Annotated in this window: 11 protein-coding genes; 6 read left to right on the forward strand and 5 right to left on the reverse strand. The window is 67.1% G+C overall.

The genetic code is table 11. The features are described 5' to 3' along the window. Window positions 1–138 precede the first annotated feature (138 nt). The 6 genes from FG94_RS04365 to FG94_RS04390 all read left to right on the forward strand — a co-directional run bounded on the left by FG94_RS04365 (window position 139) and on the right by FG94_RS04390 (window position 5,714). A complete protein-coding gene (locus FG94_RS04365) occupies window positions 139–2,220 on the forward strand; it encodes a bifunctional diguanylate cyclase/phosphodiesterase (RefSeq protein WP_036207521.1) in 2,082 nt (693 codons plus the stop codon). Between the two features lie 231 nt (window positions 2,221–2,451). Beyond that, complete coding sequence (locus FG94_RS04370) at window positions 2,452–2,778, forward strand: hypothetical protein (protein WP_036207524.1); 327 nt, start codon at window positions 2,452–2,454, stop codon at window positions 2,776–2,778. Between the two features lie 8 nt (window positions 2,779–2,786). Further along, window positions 2,787–3,404: a hemolysin III family protein gene (locus FG94_RS04375; RefSeq protein WP_036207527.1), complete on the forward strand. Its 618-nt coding sequence runs from the start codon at window positions 2,787–2,789 to the stop codon at window positions 3,402–3,404. A gap of 234 nt (window positions 3,405–3,638) precedes the next feature. After that, the gene (locus tag FG94_RS04380) at window positions 3,639–4,265 is read left to right on the forward strand and encodes a phasin family protein (RefSeq protein ID WP_051306115.1); all 627 of its coding nucleotides are present in this window, start codon (window positions 3,639–3,641) and stop codon (window positions 4,263–4,265) included. Between the two features lie 116 nt (window positions 4,266–4,381). Then, window positions 4,382–5,332 carry a PHB depolymerase family esterase gene (locus FG94_RS04385; RefSeq protein ID WP_036207532.1) on the forward strand — a complete coding sequence of 317 codons (951 nt, stop codon included), beginning with the start codon at window positions 4,382–4,384 and terminating at the stop codon, window positions 5,330–5,332. 106 nt (window positions 5,333–5,438) lie between these two features. Further along, a complete protein-coding gene (locus FG94_RS04390; protein ID WP_036207535.1) occupies window positions 5,439–5,714 on the forward strand; it encodes a hypothetical protein in 276 nt (91 codons plus the stop codon). Window positions 5,715–5,763: 49 nt separating this feature from the next. On the opposite strand, the gene FG94_RS04395 is transcribed toward FG94_RS04390, so the two are convergent. The 5 genes from FG94_RS04395 to FG94_RS04415 form a co-directional block, all read right to left on the reverse strand. After that, window positions 5,764–10,329 carry an AAA domain-containing protein gene (locus FG94_RS04395; RefSeq protein WP_036207537.1) on the reverse strand — a complete coding sequence of 1,522 codons (4,566 nt, stop codon included), beginning with the start codon at window positions 10,327–10,329 and terminating at the stop codon, window positions 5,764–5,766. Window positions 10,330–10,460: 131 nt separating this feature from the next. Next, entirely contained in the window at window positions 10,461–15,506 is a 5,046-nt protein-coding gene (locus tag FG94_RS04400) for a diguanylate cyclase (protein ID WP_036207541.1), read from the reverse strand. Window positions 15,507–15,610: 104 nt separating this feature from the next. Further along, the gene (locus FG94_RS04405; protein WP_051996148.1) at window positions 15,611–17,179 is read right to left on the reverse strand and encodes a murein L,D-transpeptidase; all 1,569 of its coding nucleotides are present in this window, start codon (window positions 17,177–17,179) and stop codon (window positions 15,611–15,613) included. Window positions 17,180–17,258: 79 nt separating this feature from the next. Further along, window positions 17,259–18,806, reverse strand: coding sequence for a diguanylate cyclase (locus tag FG94_RS04410; RefSeq protein ID WP_051996150.1), 1,548 nt, complete (start codon window positions 18,804–18,806; stop codon window positions 17,259–17,261). Continuing rightward, complete coding sequence (locus tag FG94_RS04415; protein WP_051996152.1) at window positions 18,803–21,277, reverse strand: bifunctional diguanylate cyclase/phosphodiesterase; 2,475 nt, start codon at window positions 21,275–21,277, stop codon at window positions 18,803–18,805. Before FG94_RS04415 ends, FG94_RS04410 begins: the two co-directional genes overlap by 4 nt. Between the last annotated feature and the right edge of the window lie 231 nt (window positions 21,278–21,508).

The raw sequence follows: 21,508 nt of genomic DNA on the forward strand, positions 1-21,508 counted from the left end.
GAGGCACGTGCGGGAGTTCCGCGCATGCCCGGGGCGCGAAGCAAGCGATTCGCGCGACGGCGCTCGTGCACCGTGCTAGCATGCATTGTATTGACGGCTTCGGCCGGCGCGGATCTGGAAGGTATTCACCCAGGCAGTATGGAAAACCGCATCCTGATCATTTCCCCCGACCCCGGCGACGTCGGGAGCTTGCGCCACGCCCTGGGCAATGCATCCGACGGCCCCTTCGTCGTGGAGGACGCCGCGACCCTGGCAGACGGCCTGCACCGCATTGCGCAGGGCGGGATCGATGCGATCCTGCTGGACATGTGCCTGCCGGACAGCAGCGGCCTGGCAAGTTTCGACCAGGTCTTCGCGGCGGCGCGTCATACGCCGATCATGGCGCTGTGCGCGCTCGCCCAAGAGCAGCAGGCCAGGGAGGCGGTCCAGCGCGGCGCGCAGGGCTGGTTGTCGAAGGGCTACTTTGACAATAACCTGGTGCCGCAATCCCTGCGCAATATTATCGAGCGCATGCGGGTCGAGCAGAAGCTGGACGCTGTCCAGGCACGCGCGCAGATTACGCTGAACTCGATCGGCGACGCCGTCGTCTCGGTCGACATGCATGGGCGGGTCGACTACCTGAACATCGCGGCCGAACTGATGACCGGGTGGAAACGCGATGAAGCCAGGGGGCGGCCCATCGCGGAAGTCCTCGTCATGGTCGAAGGCGATGCGGATGCTACGGTCGTCAATCCGGTGGAGGCCGTCCTGCGGGCCGGCCGGCCCGAGGGCTTGAGCGGGGAAGTCGTCCTCGTGGATCGACATGGCAAGCGCAGGAGGATCGAGGATTCGGCCGCGCCCATCTTCGATTGGAATGGACAGCTTGTGGGTGCTGTCATGATCTTCAGAGACATTTCTGCGGCTGTCGCACTGAGCACGAAGATGAAGCACCTCGCCCAGCACGATTTCCTGACCAGCCTGCCCAACCGTGTCCTCCTGAACGACCGCATCACCCAGGCCATCGCATTGGCCAGGCGCAGCAATACCTGCCCGGCACTGCTTTTCCTTGACCTCGACAAGTTCAAGCACATCAACGACTCCCTCGGCCACGGCGTCGGCGACCACTTGCTGCAAGCCGTCGCCGCGCGCCTGCTCCAGTGCGTGCGCACGTCCGATACGGTCAGCCGCCACGGCGGCGACGAGTTCGTGGTCCTGCTGGCGGCCGAGCGGCGCCCGCAGGATGCGGCGCTGGCGGCCGAGAAGATCCTGGTCGCGATGTCGAGCCCTTTCGCGGTCGATGGACATCAACTGCATACCTCCACGAGCATCGGCATCAGCGTCTTTCCGTTCGACGGCCTGGATGCCGCCGCCCTGATCAAGAATGCCGATACCGCGATGTACCACGCCAAGGAGCGCGGCCGTAACGGCTACCAGTTCTTTCGCCACGACATGAATGCGCGAGCCGTCGAGCGCCAGCTCGTCGAAAGCAACCTGCGCCGGGCGCTCGAACGCGCCGAATTCGCACTGTATTACCAGCCCAAGCTGGACCTGGAAAACCGGACGATCACCGGTGTCGAGGCCCTGCTGCGCTGGGAACACCCCGAATGGGGAATGGTCCTGCCTGAGCGTTTCATTCACATTGCCGAGGAGTGCGGCCTGGTGGTTCCCCTCGGGCGGTGGGTCTTGCGCGAAGCCTGCGCGCAGGCGGTGCGCTGGCGCGACAGCGGAGTGGCGCCGGTATCGATCGCGGTCAATGTGTCCGCCATGGAGTTTCGTCACCGCGACTTTTTCGACCACGCGCTTGCCATCTTCGAAGCAACCGGCGTCGACCCGGCCTGGCTGCAACTGGAACTGACCGAGAGCGTGCTGATGCGCGATGTCGCGGCCAGTGCTCGCCTGCTTGCGAAGTTCAAGGCGATGGGCGTGCAGATTGCCGTCGATGACTTCGGCACCGGCTACTCCAGCCTGAGCTACCTGAACGAATTCCCGATCGACGTGCTCAAGATCGACCAGTCCTTCGTGCGGGCGATCGACGGCAACCCGGAGGGCAACGGCGCCATCGTGATCGCCGTGATCGGCATGGGGAAGAGCCTGCGCCAGCGCGTCATCGCGGAAGGCATCGAGAACGCGGTGCAACTCGATTTCCTCAAGCTGCATGGCTGTGGCGAGGGACAGGGCTATTTTTTCAGCCGGCCTGTCGATGCCGACCGGATGGAGGCAATGCTGCGTAGCAATGCATGAGGCGGTACCCGTTCATGCGAGCAAACGCAATGTCCACATCGAACGAATACTTACACTTTTTTCTTCCGTACGGGGCGCGGTGGGGCGCATAGTGGTGCTGGGTTCGTCCTGTCGCCGCCGTCAATCCGCGCTGGAACAGCCGGCCCCGTTTCTGCGGCGATCCGGGCCTGCTGCGTCATTCGCACGGATCGCGCGTGATTGCCAGCCCATGTCGACTACGCGGAGCAAGCGATGCATACAGTCCTGGAGTTCCCAACCAAGGTATTTGTCCAGTGGGGAGCGATTGCGCAGGAGATCGTTCCCTATCTGGCCCAGCGCGGCGTCAAACGGGACGAGATCTGCGCCGTCCTCGACCGCCTCAGGACAAGGTGGGAGCAGCTGGATCCGGCTCCACCCGGTAATACGGGCGTTGCCTTGCTCGATGGGGACGATGCTGCGGTAGTATCCAGCCGACTGGAGGAGGGCGAATTGTACGTTTCCCGGCACTGGAGATCGCAGTCTGCCAGGATGCTGATCGAATCCGCCATGGCCGATTACCAGCGACATGCCGGCCGCTGACGGGCCATATGGATCACGGCGAACGCTTCAACAGCATCTCCCATGCGGTGGGAACGGTTCTCGCAGCCCTCAGCGGTGTGCTCCTGGTGGCCGTGACTGCGCTCGGCGGCGACCCATGGAAGATCGTCGCCTGCGGCGTGTATGCGCTCACCCTGCTGATCCTGTACCTGACGTCCACCCTCTACCACAGCGTGCACGGCGCCGCCAAGGACGTATTGCGCAAGATGGACCATTGCGCCATCTACCTCCTGATCGCAGGCACGTATACGCCGTTCACGCTCGTCACGCTGCGCGGGACCCTGGGCTGGACGATGTTCGGCGTGGTGTGGGCGCTGGCCCTGTTCGGGGTCGTCCAGGAGCTCTGCCATGCAAGCCGGGCACGTGTCCTGTCGCTCGTCGTCTATCTGGTGATGGGCTGGCTTGCCCTGCTCGCCATTGGCCCCCTGGTCGATGCGCTCGGCCGTGCCGGCTTCGCCTGGCTGGCGGCCGGCGGGCTGCTCTACACGGGCGGCATCGCGTTCTACGCCACCGACCACAAGCTGCGCCATGGCCACGGCATCTGGCATCTGTTCGTCCTCGCCGGCAGTGCCTGCCACTACATCGCCGTTCTGTTCCACGTCGCCTGAAACCAGGGCGCATTCTCCAAGCAATCTCTTGCCGCTTGTTATTCCCCGAAAATAGATTGGCAAAGCGCCCGCACAGGCGCGAAAAAGAGCGCATAGTGTGAAGGTCAAACGCGATCCTTGGTGATCGTCCTCTCCCAGACGGCATCCGCCGTGCTGCCATTCCCGCCAGACATGTCAACGCGCCGCGTTCGGCGCGCGCGTGCCCACATCATTCCATTCCCCGAAAGGTACTCCATGTATCCATACCCCCAATCCGTCACTCCCGCCGTGCGTTCCCACATCGAGGCACAGACCGCGTTCCTGAACGAGCTGTCGCAGACCATCTCGCGCTCCTTGCAGCAGGTCTTCCAGCTGAACATGCAGCTGGGCCAGAGCCTGCTCGAGGAAACCACCAGCACCGCCCAGCGCATGCTGGCCACCGAGCGCCCCACCGACGCGTTGTCGGCGGCAGCCTCGCGTGCCCAGCCCGCCACCGACAAGCTGCGTTCCTACCAGCAACAGCTGTCGCAGCTCGCCGCGAGCACCCAGGTTGACCTGACCCGGGTGGCCGAGCAGCATGGCCAGGAAACCTCCCGTACCGCCCGTGCGCTGGCCGACGAGGTGACGCGCGTCTCGGTCGAGGAAACCGACAAGAGCTTGCGCCAGCAGGAGGAAACCATGAAGACATCGCGCGATGCCTTCAAGCAGGAGGCCGAGCGCGGCGCCAGGATCGGCGCCCAGTTCCTCGGCAACCTGCAAAGCGGCGCCGATGGCGCGGGCGTGAAGCCTGGCGGCCAGGCCGGCCCGCCCAGTGGCACGCGCAACGTGCAAGGCGGCGGCAACAGCCAGGCCGAGAACAAGGTCCCGTCCCCGGCGCGCTGATCTTCACGACTCACCCTGGCCCTCCGGGGCCATCCCTCGCGGCGGCGCTGACCATGCGGTCTCGCCGCCGCTTCCGTCTCGGGAGATCATCCATTACATCAACAAGGAACCCGCACATGTTCAACACCGTTTTCGACGCGTGGTCGTCATTGGCCTTCCCCTGGAACGGCATGCCCGTCCAGCCCACCACCCGCAGCCGGTTCACGTACGGATTCCACGAGGAAGGAGGGCAGGCGCTCCGCTACCGCCTGTTCATTCCCCACGGCGAACGTGACCGGCCGATGCCGCTGGTCGTCATGCTGCACGGTTGCGGCCAGGACGCCGCCGATTTTGCCGTCGGCACCGGCATGAACGCCCTGGCCGAGGAGCATGCCTGCATGGTCCTGTACCCCGAGCAGCCTTGCAGCGCACACTGGAACAGGTGCTGGAACTGGTACGAACCTACCCATCATCGGCGCGGCGCGGGCGAGCCGGCGCTGCTCGCGGGACTGACCCGGCGCATCATGGCCGAGCATGCGGTGGATCCCGCACGCGTCGCGGTCGCGGGCCTGTCCGCGGGCGGCGCCATGGCGGTCATCCTGGGACGCACGTATCCCGACCTGTTCAGCGCGGTCGGCTGTCATTCCGGACTGGCCCACGGCAGCGCGAGCTGCGACGCCAGCGCGATGCTGGCGATGCGCAATGGTCCCGATCCGTCCGCGCCCGCGCCGCCGCGGACGCATGCCGTCGTGCCGGTGATCGTTTTCCATGGCGATGCCGACGCCACGGTCCATCGGGCGAACGGCAGCGGTGTGGTACGCCAGTCGCTCGACAACCATGCGCTGCACAGGCAGGCTGCGGATGCCGGCGTCGCCATGGTGGCCGAAACCGGCCGTGCCGGCGGGCGTGCGTTCACCCGCCATGTGCATCGCGAAGCCAGGGGCGGCGTGCTGGCCGAGCAATGGACCGTGCACGGCGCCGGCCACGCCTGGTCGGGTGGCGACCTGCGCGGCAGTCATGTTGATACCCTGGGGCCCAAGGCCAGCGAAGAAATGCTGCGCTTCTTCTTTGGCCGCCCGGCTGCCTGAGCGGCGCCAGGCGGCGGGGACGACACGCACACCGGTGTGCGGTGCGCCCGTCAAGCGGCAATGCGCGTAGGCTCGGGATGCTGGTCGCCACTTCATAGGAGGGATCATGATCATGCCCGACCCTGCGAACACGTTTCGCGGCCTGCCCCTGAGCCCGGAGCAGGACAGCGAGATCAGGCATTACATTCACACCAGGGAGCGCAATGGCCTGCCTTGGGACACCCCGGAGCTGCAGGCGATGCTGGTCGATATGCTCGACCCGCCGGAAACCGACGAGGAAGATCGCCGGTCGCTGTCGGACAGCATGGGCATGGAGCGGGCCGCGGTGGTCCTTGGTGGCGGGAAGGACTTGGACAGGGCCGACCCCCGTCCCGATTCCTGACGAGGCGGCAAGGAGCTCAGGCAGCGGCCCCGGCCAGCCCTCGAACCGATCACCTCAGGGCAGGCGCATGGCCGGCGATGAGCTCTTCGAGCATGTCTGCCGCGGCGTCATCGCTTGCCGCCTCGGCTTCCCGTCCCCATTCGCGGTACTCGACCAGCGACGGGATGCGCGCCATCGCCCCGAGGGGCTCGATGCCCATGCTGGCCAGTTGCGCGAGCAGCTCGGCCAGTACCGCGTCGCGCTGCAGCGACCAGGTCGAGGCGAAGCAGCGCCAGAAAATCCATCCGGCCCGCTCCAGCACGCGCTGGCGCCCCATGTCGGCTGCCCACCGGTCCGGCCCGTGGAACTCGTCGCCATCGAGTTCGATCGCCAGGCGCCGGTCGTCCGCGCCCTCGACCACCATGTCGATGCGGTAGCCGGCAGCCGGCACCTGCGGAATGACGCGGTAGCCACGCTCGAACAGCTCGGTGTAGACGTCGCGCTCGAAACCCGATTCGCACAGGCCGATCAGGCTGCCGGCTTCGTCATTGCTCCCGACAGGCTTGGCGAAATGTTCGACCAGGGTGCGGCGCAGGTCGGCCGTGGACAGTTCTTCCAGGCGCACCGAGCGCACCAGGTACATCCGGTCGCGCGCCCGCGATGCGGCCACGTTGAAGCGCTGGTCGTACTGCAGGCCCGACAGGGCGTGGTGGTTCCTGCTGTCGGCCACCATGCTCAGGAAGACGATGTCGCGCTCGCTGCCCTGGAAGATGCGCGCGTCGCCACAGGCGAAGTTGCGGCGGGCCAGCTCCGCCGCCTCGACGCGGGAGCGTACCAGCTTGTCGATCCACTGGGCCTGTTCGGGACCGAGCAGGGATACCACGCCGAGCGTGCGCTCGCGCAGCGCCGGGTCGCGGATGATCGCTTCGATCTCGGCCGCGATGAACTCGGCCTCGGGCGGATTCTGGGACTTGGCGGTGCGGTAGCCGTTGGCGACAAAGACGTCGACCAGCGGCGGATCGAGCCGCTCGGACGCCTTCGGGATCCGCAGCGGTTGGATGAAGTCCTTGTAGAACACCCGGTTGCTGTAGGCGATGATCGGCTGCACGCAGCGGAAGTGCTCGCGCAGCATCACTCGCGAGGCCGCGAATACCGAGGAGGCGATGTCGTACAGCGACATGTCGGCGGTCAGCACCGCTTCGAAGGGCTGGCCGGCCAGGAAGCGCCGGCGCAGGTCGACGATCTTGGCGGCCGACACGAATCCCGCCTCGGGCGAGACCTGCTTGTCGTCGCCGACCACGAGGATCTGCTTGCCGCGCAGGACCGCCGGCAAGGCCCACAGGTCGGACTGGCTCGCTTCGTCCACGATGACCAGGTCGAAGGCGCCGAGCGTGGCCGGGAGCGACTCCGACACCCGGGCGTGGCTCATGATCCAGCAGGGAACGGCCGCCTGCGCGTCCACCATCGCCTGCTGGGCGTCGCGGCGGTAGCGTCCGGCGTTGACGCCGGTGCCCTTGCCGATCTTGCGCACGGCGATGCGGTAGGTTTCGAGTGCCGTCAGGACGTTCTGGCCGGCCTGGCGCCGGGTTGCGAGCCAGGCCGATTTCGAGACCAGGGTTTCATACAGGCGCGCCAGGCCCTTTTCGAGCTCGCGCCGGCGCGCCGCCAGCGTGCGCATCTCGTCGCGGTCGTCGATGGCGTCCAGGTGGGCCTTCAGGCGCGCCCAGGTCCAGGCGTCGCGCCAGCGCACCGGGAACACCGTATCGTCACCGACCGCCTCGACCGGTACCGACAGCACGCGCGCGGCCAGCCGGGCGGCGCCGTGGCGCGCGATCTCGCCGGCCAGTTGGCGCACGGTGTCGAGGACCGGCGCCAGCGCTTCGATCCGCCGAATGTCGGCAAGGATGTCGGCATAGTCGGCCACGACGCCCTCGGCGGGCAGGTCTGCGCTGCCCAATGCATGGTCGACCAGGGCGCGCAGCCGTTCCGAGACAGGACCGGTGCTGCGCGCCAGCTTCTCGCGCAGCGCGGCGATGCTCGTCATTGCCTCTGCCAGTTCGGCGCGCGTGAGGTGGCGGCGCAGCTGTTCGCGGATACGGGCCAGGTCGGCGTACCGCCCCAGCAGCTCGTCCTGCGGCGCCCGGACGAATACCTGTTCGGCCAGGCGAGGCAGCATGCGGTCGTGCGTCGCCGCCAGGGTGTGGGCCCGGCGTGCGGCGAGCGTGACCTGTTCCACCGCGCGCAGCTGGCCGACCTCCGGCTGCAGCAGTGGCAGGGAGAGCAGTTCCGCGAAGGCGTTCCAGCGCACCACGAAGGACAACAGCCGCGTGTGCAGCGCCGCGAAGCGCTGCACGTGCGCCCAGTCCGCGCTCGAGGCGGGCGCAAGGCCGGCAACGCGGATGGCGTTGACGTGCGGCTTGATGTCGCCGGCGCCGAAGGCAAGGAAACCGAAGGGCTTGCCGGATTCAGCGCCGCGCGCAATGGCGTCGAGCGCCTTCGGATGTTCCAGCGCTTCGCGCGGCGCGCTGACCGGTCGCTGCATGAATTCGGATCGGGCCTGCAGCAGCGCGTCCATCTCCGAGAACAGCGCCTCGAGGGAGCTGCGTTCGGTGGCGAAATCGGCACGCCGGCATTTTTCGCGCAGGGCGAAGACCCAGTCATGTCCGGACTCCTCGAGTTCGCGCACCAGCGCGGCTGCCACATCGATCGATGCGAGCAGCTGGCGGGCATGTCCGAGCACCTCCGGCGTGGCGGCGCGCAGCGGGAGCAGCACGCCGGCCGCCTCGTCGCGCTCGATCTCGCGCAGCGTCTGGAGCAGCTCGTGCAGGCGCCCGACCTCGGCAGGGGGAGGCAAGATGCTGGACGCCGGGACCTCGGCATGGCAGTAGACCAGGTCGCCGCCGAGCCGGCGCCGCGCCTCGCGCAGTTCCATGCCGGCCTCCTCGCCGAATGGCGGCGCATGTTCCGTCGCCAGCGACAATGGATCGTCGAACCAGCCGAACTGTTCCTGGCCGTGGATCACCAGTTCGGCCATCTTCTGCGCCCGCATCGGCACGCCGTCGACTTCGATCTCGCCGAGGTGGGCGCGCGCGATGTCGTCGATGCGGGTGTCGATCCGCGCCATCTCTTCATGCGCGCGGTCGAGTGCGGCGCGGCAGGTGGCGATCGCTTCCTCCTCGATGTGCGGGTTCAGATGGGTGAGGGTGTGGATGATCGCTTCGATCGACGCCTGGAACTGGCGCATGCCCTCCTTGTCGCCGGACAGCAGCGCCACCGTGAGCGGGCGGATCGATGCCGGAATCTTCTCCTGCAATACCTTCAATGCCGGTTCACCCTTGGAGGTGACCAGGATCCGCTTTCCCGATGCCAGGTAGTGGCTGATGATGTTGGCGATCGTATGGGTCTTGCCGGTGCCGGGCGGGCCCTGGACCGCGACGCCCGGGGAGCGCGCGAGCTGCTGGACGATCGTTTCCTGTTCGCGGTTGTAGGGCAAGGGGAAGTACAGCTCGCGCGCTTCGCCGCGGCTGTCCGCGCGGCCGGACAAGCCGCGGAAGGCGATCGCTTCGTGCTCGACCACGGCCTGGCCGGGCGGCGTGACGATGCCGAGCGGGCCCTCCGGAATCGCGTCGCCCGCGCTGACGCGCTCCTTCAGGCGCGCGATGTCGTCGATCAGGAAATGGCTGGCGCGCGGGCGGGTGAACACGACCCACCCGTTCGTCACCACCAGCTCGTCGCCGGCGCTCGGGGCGCCGGCGGCTTCACGGTCGTAACGGGCCGACGCCGCGAGCTTGCCGGCGACCAGGCTCAGGATCGGTTCGACGGTCGTCGGGTCGAAGGGCGAGACAGCGATGTCCGGGCGCTCGCGCAACAGGGCGCGGGCGGCGCGCTCGACATCGCCGATGCCGGGCACGGCGCAGGCGGCAAAGGCGTCGAACTCCAGGCGCGGCTCGACCTGGCGCGGGCGCACGGCGATGGCGTGGCTGGCGTTGTCGATTTCGAGTTCCACCGCCTGGGTGATCAAGGGGTAATGGAAGTCGACAGCTAACGGCGAAGCGGATTCGTCGGCGCCCGGAATACGCCACGAGGACACCCCCATGCCCCAGACCAGCTCCGTCGGTCGCACCGCCTCTTCGGATTCCAGGCGCGTCTTCAGCGCAAACAGGTCGGCGTAAAGGCTCATCACCTGGCGCCGCGGCCGCTCCCGCATGGCCCAGTCGTTCCAGTGCTGCGTGTAGACCTCCAGCAGGCGGCCGGCCCGTGCGCGGCGCTGCCGGTCGCGCTGCTCGGCCTGTTCTTCACCGAGGACGCCGGCGTCCTCGTTCCGGGCGCTGGCCAGCATCGCTTCCTTCAAGGCCGGCGGACGGGCCGCGGGGTCGTCGCTGATCGTCAGGAACGCGGCAAGCTCGGGCTCCGTAAGACTGGGCGCGCGCATCGCCTCGAGGCGGTGCACCCGCAGCCAGACCGGCTCGCCATCGGTGTCGACGTTGAAGTCGATCCAGGGAAGCGCCTCCAGGTCGGCATAGGTTTTCTTGAACTCGGTAGCCTTCGACAATGTAAAAGCTGCTGGATCGATGTCTTTGGCTTGCTCGACCAGGTAGTCGAGCAGCCCGCTCATGAGCTGGGCAGGGGATTGCATGTTTGTTTCGCGGATGGGCGGTGGGTAGGTGGTGGTTTTGCGGTATATTAAACCCTTCTCGACGCATCAGCGGTTCCACTGCAATGCGGATCCGATTGTCTTCGACAGTGGCAAGGCCAGGACCCAGAAACTCAGGCCTCATCCCCGCTCAGCACGACGCAATTACGTCCCGCGTCCTTGGCGCGGTACAAGGCGAAGTCGGCCCGCCGCATCAGCGAGTCCGGGGCGCCGGGGGCCTGTGGTGCCTGGATCGCGACGCCGACGCTGATCGTCACATGTCCCGTGGTGGCGCCGGCATGGGCGATGGCGAGTGCTTCGATTGCGCCGCGCAGCGATTCGCCAATAAGATACGCTTGACCGGCGCCGGTATTGGGCAGCACGATCGAGAACTCCTCGCCGCCGTAACGCGCCGCCAGGTCGCCGCTGCGGCGGGTGCCGGCCGCCAGCGCCTGCGCAACGCGGCTCAGGCATGCGTCGCCGGCCTGGTGCCCATAGCGATCGTTGAACTTCTTGAAGTAATCGACATCGAGCATGATGACGGCAAGCGGCTGGCCGGCGCGGGCGGCACGAGCGGATTCGCTGCGTAGATAGTCGTCGAAACGACGTCGGTTGGCAAGGCCCGTCAGGCCGTCCGTGATTGACAAGGTTGCCAGTTTCCGGTTTGCCTCTTCCAGTTGCGCAGTGCGTTCGGCCACGCGCTGCTCCAGGCAGTCGTGGAGCTTCGCGCTGGCGATCGAGATCATTGCCTGTGCGCCGAGTATGCGCAGGAACTCGACACGCTCGTCGGTGAACGATGCTTCGGCGAGCCGGTTCTCGAAATAGAGAATGCCGTCGATATCGCCCCCATGCCGCACCGGCAGGCACATGACGGAACGCGGCTGCTGTCGCCGCAGGTAGGGATCGGCGGCGAAGCGCGAGCGCTCCGCAATATCGTCTTCGATGACCGCGACGCCGGTACGGATGACGTAGCGCAGCAGCGACAGCGGGAATTGCGGATCGCTTGTGGCGTCCATATCCAGCTGGCGCGACTGCAATACCGTGAGCGCATCGCCGTCGATATCGGCTTCCAGCCGGTAAGCGCCGTCGGTCAGCAGCAGCAGGCGCGCCACCTGGGCCCCGGCGTTTTCTCGCGCGACGGCAACCAGGCGTTGCAGTACCTTGCGCAGGCCTACTTCGTTCGCCACGGCCTGCGTCGCCTTGAGCAGCGATACCAGGTCGAGCGCTGCGCCGCCGCGCGTCAGCGTGCCGGCATGCGACTGCATGCCGCCTTCGTCCACCCTTGCCAGCAAGGCGCTGTAGCGGGCGCGCATTTGCGTCACCTTTCCCTCCGCCCCCCACTGGGCGTAGCAAGCGATGGCGTCCCTGATGAACACTGCCGCCACCCGTGGCATGCCCTGGTCGATCCAGCATTCGCCGCACAGCTCATTTGCCAGCGCCTGGACATTGACGTAAGCAGCCTGGCCTGCGGCGTCGATGGCCCGCTGATACGCCCGCGTCGCCGATGCAAGGTCCTCGCGGTAGCGTGCCATCTCCGCCTGCAGCAACGCGTATCTGGCACCGATATTGTCTGGCCCGAGTTCGGCCCACCTGGCGAGGCTGGATTGCACGGCGTCGATCCGGTCCAGCACCTCTGCCGCGTCGGCGCGCGTGCGATCGCGCCGCAAGGCGCGGATCCATATCATGGCCGCGTAAAAACTCGTCTCGGGCACCTTGGCCTGGCCACGCATCATCCGGGTCACGATGTCGACCTGGTCGGCCAGCGCTTCCGCATTGGCGCTGTCGAACAGATAAGCGTTGCGGATCTTCCCCTGCAGGTAGTACGCGCGAAACAAGTTCGAGCCGCCATACTGCGCAAGAAAGCCGGCCTCGCTGAAGTTCGCGTCGTCGTAGCTGTCGCTGCGAGGGACCAGGCCCATCAGGCACCTGATCGGCTGGGTCGCCGCGCCCATGCAGCAATCGGCCATTGCCTGCTGCCCGTTGGCGCGCATCAGCGCCACGTCGCGGTCGATGGCGTGCATCAGGTCAGGCAGGTAGTCGCCCAGGATGATTCGCTCGGTCGCGCGCACGGCCGCCACCACGCCGACCTGCACGAAGTCGCCGATTTCCAGCGCCCAGCCGAACGCTTCCTCGTACAGCGCGTCGGACATGCGCAGCGGCTGCGTCCAGTGGTTGACCAGCGCCGCGAACATCAAGGCCGTCTGGGTGCGCGCCTGCAGGTTGGCGCGGCTTCTGGCCAGCGCCAGCGCCATCGCGCCGAAGCGGTGGCTGCGCGCGTGGTCGCCGTCCTGGAGCGCCAGGATCGTGGCGTAGGCCACGTACGCTACGGCGCTGAAATCGCTGCTGCCCTGCTGCATGGACAGGCGCGTCATCAACAGCACGATCAGCTGGCACAGCTCCTGTTGGCCGGCGTAGTAAGCGGCCATCCACAGCGCATGCAACATCGGCAGCGCCGCCGCCGCGGCCGGATCATCCATCTCGCTGGCCGTCAGTAGCTCCCCGGCGACCAGCTCAGGCGGACGCGCCCCGTGCAGGCGCGCGATCTCGATCAGGAGCTCGTCGAAGCGCGCCTTCTGTTGCGCGACATCGTGCGGAATCTCGAAGCCCAGCAGCGCCAGTCCGTCACGCAGCACGCCGATGGCTTCCTGCAGGCGGCCCTGCAACTGGTACTGGTGCGCCTGGACGGCGATGCATCGCACCTGCAGCAGCGGAGCCGGGACGCGTGCCCGCAGCAGGGGATAGATCGCCTCGGCGGCATCGAACCGGCCGCACAGGTAGGCCGCCTCGGCCATGCCGAGCTGCAGCTCGTGCCAGAGTCCGGCGTGACTGTGCCACGCATCCGCCGGCAACAGGTCGAGACCGATGCGCATGTGCTCCAGGGTGGCCATGAAGGCGGCCGAACGACGCGCTTTGGCGCCGGCGCGCCGGTTCATCTCTGCCAGCCGAACGCGTTCTCCAGCGTCGACGATGGAGGCGCGGCCGGCGTTGAGCTGCTCGACGATCTCGAACAGCCGCTCGTCCTGCCGTTCCTGCGGCGTGTGCCGGACCAGGAGCCGGCCGATGCGCAGGTGATTCCTTGTACGCGTATCGGCATCCACGATCAGGTACGCGGCTTGCTGCACGCGGTCGTGCAGGAAGCGGTAGCCGACGGCGCTGTCGGGCGCGTCGACGTCGACGTACTTGTAGCTGCCGTCGAGGGGCTGGACCAGTCCCGCGTCGAGCGCCGGCCACAGGACATGCTGCGTGTCCCAGGGGTTGCGTTCGACGGCAAGCGCCAGTATCTCGAGGGAAAACCGGCTGCCGACCGCCGCAGCCAGTTGCAGCAGGCGCTGCGTCGCGGCGGGCAGGCGCTGGATCTTGTCGACCAGCAGCTCGACGACATTTTCGGTGTGATCGGCCTGCTGGATCGCGGCGAGATCCCAATCCCAGCAATCCTCGTCGGCGCGGTAGCGCAGGTGGCCGGCCTCCTGGATCGAGTCCAGGAACTGGTTGAGGAAAAACGGGTTGCCGCCGGTCTTGGCGAAGCATAGCCGGGTCAGCGCGACGCAGTCGGCCGGCGCCACGCGCATGGCGGCCGATACGATCCGCCCGACCTGCGCTTCGGTCAGCGGCCCCAGAGCCAGCGTGGGCAGGCGCAGGCCGCCCGCGAGCAACCTGTCGCGCAGCGCGATCAAGGGATGGAGAGCGTCGACCTCGTTGTCGCGGTAGGCGCCGATGAGCAGCATGTGGCCCTTGTCGCGCGAGGTCATGAACAGCTCGATCATCCGCAGGCTGGCCATATCGGCCCATTGCAGGTCGTCGAGGAACAGCACCAGCGGGCGGCCAGCGGCCGCGAAGACGTCGACGAAACGGGGAAACACACGGTCCAGGCGGAGCTGGGCCTGCGCCGGTGTCATCGCGGGCGCTGCCTCGGTCGGGCCGACGATGAGCGCCAGCTCGGGAATCAGGTCGACCATCGCGCCCAGTCCGCTCCCCAGGGCGGTGCGCAGTTGCGCCGCCCATTGCCGCACCGAGGTCTCGGGCTCGCAAAGAAGCTGGCGCACCAGTTCCTGGAACGCCTGGATCAGCGACGCATAGGGCACGTCGCGCCGGAACTGGTCGGCTTTGCCGGCCAGGAAGCAGCCGCGCCGGGCGACGATCGGTTTCTGCACCTCGTTGACCACCGCCGACTTGCCGATGCCGGGAGAACCGGCCACCCACAGCATTGTGCGGTGCCCGCCGGCGCTACGTTCGAATGCCTCCAGCAGTGCGGCGATCGCATCCTCGCGCCCGTGCAGCGTTTGCGGAACCATGAAACGGGCGTTGTGATCGGAAAGACCGAACCTCCGTATCGGTGACGAGGCACGACAGGAGCCGAGGTCGCTGCGCAGCCCGTGCAAGCTCTGGTAGCGCAGCTCGGCATTTTTCTCGAGCAGCCGCTGAACGATCGCCAGCAGCCGGCGGGGCACGGCGCGCAATGCCGGATGCGACCAATCGGGCTCGCGCGCGATGTGGCAATGAACCAGCTCCATCTCGTCGTCTGCTGCGAATGGCGGCTGGCCGGCGAGGAGTTCGTAAAAGGTCGCGCCGAGCGCATAAAAGTCGGCACGGTAGTCGACGCGGCGGTTCATCCGTCCGGTCTGCTCCGGCGCCATGTAGCGTAGCGTGCCTTCCAGTGCCGCCGGATTGACGATGCCCTGGTTTTCGTGCGGCAGCTCGCTGGCAATGCCGAAATCGATCAGCTGGAGCAGGCGCCGCTCGCCATTCCAGACCAGGTTGGACGGGTTGATATCCTTGTGGATTACCCCTTGTCCGTGCACTTCTTCGAGCGCTGCACACAGTTGCAGGGCGATGTCCAGGAAATCATCCAGCTCCAAACCGGCCGGTACGGGCGTATGCCCGGTTGACATGCGGGCACGCAGCACCTTGTCGAGCGACAGGCCGCCGATATCCTCTTGCACCATGGCCCAGCGGCCACGGTGTAACTGCAGCGCGAGTGGGCGCACCACGCACCGATGACGGCAGCGCCGCGCGATCGCATACTCGCGCTTGAACTGCGCCAGCTGTGAAAAGCTGGGAGCCGCCTGCTTTGGCAGCTTGACGATGAGCATGGCGCCATTGGCGGCGCGGGCACGGTAGACCAGCGAGCGGGCACTTTCGTGCAAATGTTCCGTGATCTTGTGGTCGAAGAGGGCGCTCATGGGCTGGGATTGCAGTGTGCCTGGGGCAGGCAGGTGGGACAGCAGGATTCGCGCATATTACATATATGCAATTGTTAAGGCAAACGTGGCTGCTCGCTGTCCTGCTACATCATTGCCAGCTGCCGCGCCAGGGCATCGTCCTGCCGGTAGATATCCGGGGCGAACAGGGCCGAGCCATTGCGGTCGACGAGGGCTGTCGCATAGAACAGCACTACCGGCACCGGCTTGGGGAGCCGCACGATACGCATGTCCCCGGGCGCCATCGCGGCCGCCACGGCGGCGGCATCCCAGCGCCGCGGGTCGGCGAGCACGAATTGCGCCAGCTCGGCCGGCTGCTCGACCCGGATGCAGCCATGGCTCAGGTCGCGACGAGTCCGGTTGAACAGCTCTTTCGATGAGGTCGAGTGAAGATAAATGTTCATTGGATTAGGCATGGCAAATTTCACTTCGCCAAGCACGTTGCGCTCCCCGGGGCGCTGCCTGACCCTCGCCTCGCCCCGTCGCAGGATGCCAAGCGTAGCGTCCGGGGATAGCCGGAGCACCTGGCCGTCCGCCGCGACCACCTCCATATCGTTTTGCTGCAGGTAGCGGGGATGGCGGGCCAGCTTGGGCAGGATCTCGTTCGACAGAATACTTGGCGGAACATTCCAGTAGGGATTGAACTCGAGGTAAAGCATCTGGCCGATGAACAGAGGCGTTGGCGTTCGTACGGCGGTGCCGACGATCACCCGCATTTCCAGCACCGGCGCGGCATTGCCGTCGGTGGCGTCGAATGCCCACAAGCGGTAGGTGGGCACATTGACGACGAGGATGCGGCCCCTCGGCTGCGGCGGCAGCCAACGCAGGCGTTCAAGGGTCAGCGCCAGCTGGATCGCGCGCCGGCCAGGCGGGACTGCCAGCGCCGCCAGCGTGCCAGGGCCGAGCACACCGTCTTGCGCCAGTCCGTGACGCGCCTGGAAGCGCCGAATCGCGGCGTCCAGGGCAGTGCCGTACCGGTCGCCGCAGGCAGGGGCCGCGCCGGCGTCGAGATCCCCCAGCCAACGGAGGCGTTCGCACAACAGCGCGGTGCCCGAGTAGGGCATGCCGGAAGCGGCGCCGGGCGGCCTTGCCGGCGGCAAGGCCGGCCAGTGCGGGACTGCACGCGCCAGTTCCCGGTAGTGGGCCAGGGTGGACTTGACCCTGCCGTACAGGGGAATCGGAGGGGCCGCGGATTCCACCGCCTGCTCGAGTCCTCCCTCGCGCAGTGCCTGGCGCAAGTGCTCGACCGGATCGAAATCCGCAACGGCGCCATTGTCTGGCCGGTAGCCCGAGGCTACACGGCCGAAACGCAGCTCGGCCAGGTAGTGCAGCATGGCGGTGCTGATGTCGCGATCGAGCGCGGCAGTGGCGGCCGGGTGGCGTACGCTGTCGAGCCGGCGCGCGAGTTCCTCGACGCCGTAGCTTGCGACGTCAAGGCCATGCTCGCCCGCCTTGCGCAGCAGGCGCAGCGCCAGCCGCGCCCGTTCCGGGCCGTCGGACAGCCACAGCAGGCCCGGTTCGGCGGCGTGCAGGCGCAGGCTCAGCTCGCGCGCGTTGACAGGAGCCTGGACGTTCGGCGCCGCCAAGGCGGTTCCGGCGCAGGCAAGCAGCAAGAACAACATGATGGCGCGGCAGGCGCCCGGTATCGGGTTCATCGATGGGAAGCGGGCGTGCAACCCGCATGCGAAGCTGGGTAGGTCATGCCTGAACGATATGTGTTGGCCATCCTGAACGTCATTGATCTGGATCAAAAATAGCGTCGAGCCTGATGCAGTCGCGGCCGGCTTGCTTGGCCGCATACAGCGCGGCATCGGCGCGTTCCACCAGGCTGCCGCCCTCTGCGCCGTCCGCTTCCCCCAGGCTGCAGGCGAGGCCAATGCTGACCGTCATGATGCCGGACGGGGCCGCGCTGTGTGCGATGCGACGCAGGCGCAGCCCGGCGCGGATCGCCTCGGCCACCCGCATGGCGCCGGCCGCGTCGGCGCCGGGTATGAGTACGACGAATTCCTCGCCCCCGAATCGGACGGCCACATGGCCCGGGCCGGAAGCGCTGTCCCGGATCGCGCGGGCGGCTTCGGACAGCGCGACATCGCCGGCAAGATGGCCGTGCGTGTCGTTGTATTGTTTGAAGTAGTCGACGTCGATCATCAAGGCCGCGAGCGGGCTGCCGTCGGCGCGTGCGCGAGCGGTTTCCTGTTCCATTGCCTGCTCAAGATAACGGCGGTTGAACAGGCCGGTCAGCGGATCGATCCGCGACTGCTGCAATAGCGAGGCATTCGACGTTTCAAGCGCCGTCTTCGCCTGGAGCAGCCCGCGTTCGAGCCGGTCGCGCTGGCGTATCTGCCTGGCGAGGTTGGCGCCCAGCGCCGCCATTCCCGCCGACAGCGCCAGGAAGGCCGCGCCGGCCGCCAGCATCGAATCTCGCCAAGGTTCCAGGACCTGGTCGCGCGAGCGCACGATGGCGAGCAGCAACGGATAGCTCCCGACCTGCCGCACTCCGTAGAACAGGGTCCGGCCACGCTCCACGAACGTGTGCAAGGCGCCGGTCGGCAAGCTGGCGGCCAGGACGGGGAAGAACGAGGTCCGTTTGAGATCGGCTCCGATGTCAGTATGCGTGAAGGGATGGCCCAGAAGCTGGGTGCCGTTTTCCAGCGCCAGCAGAATCTTCCCGTCCCGGTGGAGCTCGATACGCTCGTAGATCCTGCGGAAGAAATCGACCTTGATGGTCGCCAGCACGACGCCGGCGAAGCTGCCGTCCGCATGCTCGAGGCGGCGTGAGACAGGAATCACCCAGGCGCCGCTGGTGCGACCGATGATGGGCGCGCCGATGTGCACGCCCCGGTCCCGCGAGCGCTGGTGATGGATGAAATAGGCACGGTCGGCATTGTTGCGTCCATTGAAGGAGCGGCCCGCTGAATTCACGATCCAGTTGCCGGACGCGTCATAGACGAACAGCCCCTGCAATGCCGGCAGCTGCGCCATGTGCGCCATCATCATGGGATGCAGGGCGGCCTTGCTGGAAGCGTGCAGGCCATCGTGCTCGATACGGTCGACCATGCCGACCAGCACCGTGTCGGCCGTCTTGAACACCGAGCTGGCCTGATCGGCCAGGGCTTGCGCCAGGTTGGTGGTCGAGACCTCGACATTGGCCAGCTGGAGGCGGCGCAGCTGCCAGCTACTCCAGCCGAATGCGCTGGCCAGCGCGATGCCCGCCACCAGCAGGATGCCGCAGGACAGCAGCTTGATGTTGCGGCGCCTGGCAGCCAGCTGCAAGGTGATCATGGCGTCCCGCACTGGCCGAGCAATGTTGCCAGCACCGCGGCAAAGGCGAGACTCGCTTCTTCGCAGGAGGCGGACGCGTCCGCGTGCGGTGCTGTCGCCCTGTGCATGGGGTCGGTATGCGCCGCGAAGGCGTCGCGGCAGGCGACGGCGCGGCGCACCGATTCTTCGCTGTGCGCCTGCTTGCGGCCGCGCAGCGCCAGCCACTCGTCGAATGCCTGGATCGCCGGCGAGGGCGTCCGGCATGGATGCCCATGGTCGCCGTCGCGGTACGCGGCCTGCCAGGCGCGCTGCTCCACCAGGGCCTTCAGCAGCAGCGTGTCGTCGCGCTCGAGCGGGGGCGACGCCGCCACCGCGGCCGGCAGGCGCCATCCGCCGAGCCAGGCGGGCAGCGCATCGGGCGGCATCGGGCGCGCGATGCCGTAGCCCTGCGCCAGCAGGCATCCGAGCTGCAGCAGCATGGCGGCGTGAGCGTCGCTTTCCACGCCTTCGGCAACCACTTCGCGCTTGAAGGCCGCGGCCATGCCGATGATCCCTTCGAGGATCGCCAGGTCGTCGGGATCATGCAGCATGTCGCGCACGAAGCCCTGGTCGATCTTGATGCGGCGGGCAGGCAGCTGCTTCAGGTAGCGCAGGGAGGAGTAGCCGGTCCCGAAGTCGTCCAGCGCGAAGCCGACCCCGATCCGCGCGCAGTACGCGATCAGGTCCGAAACGTGGTCCAGGTCCTCCAGTGCGCTGCTTTCGAGCACCTCCAGCTTGATGCGGCGCGGATCGACACGCGGATGCGCGGCCAGCAGGGCGCGCAAGTCATCGGCGAAGTCCTTGCGATGCAGCTGGGCGCTGCTCATGTTCACGCTCACCGCGACATCCAGGCCGGCGTCAAGCCAGCGCTGGTGCTGGCGCAAGGCCTCGGCCAGTATCCAGTTCTCGAGGGCCAGCATGAGCGGGTGACCCTCGAGCGCCGGCAGGAACTCGCCCGGCGGCAGGCAGCCACGTGTCGGGTGGTTCCAGCGCACCAGGGCTTCGACCGAATTCAGCTCGCCCGTCCGCAGGTGCACGATAGGCTGGTAGTGGAGGGCGAATTCCCCTCTGGCCAGGGCGACTTCGAGCGCCTCGATCTCTTCGGCGCGCGCGACCATAACGTGGTATCCCTGGCTGTCGAACAGGCAGAAACGGTGCTTGCCGGCCATCTTCGCGTCGTACATGGCCTGGTCCGCTTGCCGGATCAACTGGTCGGCATCGATGTCTTCGCCTTGGGGATAGAAGGCCAGGCCCGCGCTGGCGCTCACGCATACCCGGGCCTCGCCCAGCGCGACCGGTTCGGCGATCGCCTGCAGGAGCCGCGTCATCAGGGGCTGGCACGTCAGGAGCGATTCGACGCCGTCGAACACGACCACGAACTCGTCGCCGCCGAGCCGGCAGATGGTATCGCTCTCGCGCACGGCGTCCTGCATCTTGCGCCCAAGCGCGACCAGCAGCTCGTCGCCGGCTTCGTGACCGTGCACCTCGTTGACGAGCCTGAAGTCATCCAGGTCCAGGCAGGCCACGGCGACGCCGGCGCCGTGGCGGCGTGCACGCCCCATGGCTTGCTGCAGGCGGTCGGCAAGCAGGCTGCGGTTGGCCAGACCGGTCAGCGGATCGTAATGAGCGATGTGTTCGAGATGCTGGGCCTGCTGCTTTTGCCGGGTGATGTCAGCGAATACACCAACGTGGTGGGACAGCGCGCCGTCTTCGTCGCGGATGCCGGCGATGGTCAGGCGCTCAACGTAGAACTCGCCGCATTTGCGGCGGTTCCATACTTCACCGCTCCAGCTGCCGGTCTGCTCGATGCTGCGCCACATGTCGCGGTAAAAGGCCTTGTCCTGGCGTCCCGAGCTGAGCAGGCGCGGGTTGCGGCCCAGGACTTCGGCGCGGGCATAGCCGGTGATGTCCTCGAATGCCGCGTTGACGTCGACGATCAATCCATCCGCCGACGTGATGATGATGCCTTCGCCGGCGCTGCTGAAGACGCCGGCCGTGAGCCGGCGCTGGTGGCGTGCCGCCCTGCGGTCGCTCACGTCGAACAAGGTGCCGACCGTACCGGTCACGGCCCCGCTGACGTCCACGCAGGCGCGTGCGACCACCTCGACCCAGCGGACCGCGCCATCGGCGTCCAGGAAGCGCAGCTCCAGGCGGCAGCGGTCGCGCCGGCCCGAGAGCAGTTGGTCGAGCGTGATCCTTGCCCGCTGACGGTCGTCGGCATGGACCAGGGCGAGGCAGGACGTGCCCAGCGCGGCATCGACCGGGCGCCCGCTCAGTGCTTCCCAGGCGCGGTTCAGGAAGCGCCACTGGCCGCGGGAATCGGTCTCGAAAATGACCTGCCTGAGTTCGTCCAGTATGGAGATTTGGATGTCGTCCGCCTGGGCAGGGCGGGCGCTGATGTTGGAATAGGAAGAACAGGATGGCCGGTCTGGAAAAGCAGTGTTGCTGAGCATTGTGTGGGCGTGACGCGGATGGACATAGGGTCGCGCCGCAGCGCGTTCGCATCCGCTGGAGCTGATGAAGACTGGCAGTCTACGGTATTGCTGTGTGTAAATATTATGATCTAGATCAAAAGATACCCGATTAGCATGAGCGGCAGCTGGCGCGACCGATGTAACCCGCAAGAAACAGCTGGTCTGCATTGCTGCCAACGCGAAACTTGGCGATAATCCTTCTTTCGCCCG

This window comes from Massilia sp. LC238 (assembly GCF_000735635.1).
In the GTDB taxonomy this organism is placed as follows: Bacteria; Pseudomonadota; Gammaproteobacteria; order Burkholderiales; family Burkholderiaceae_D; genus Telluria; species Telluria varians.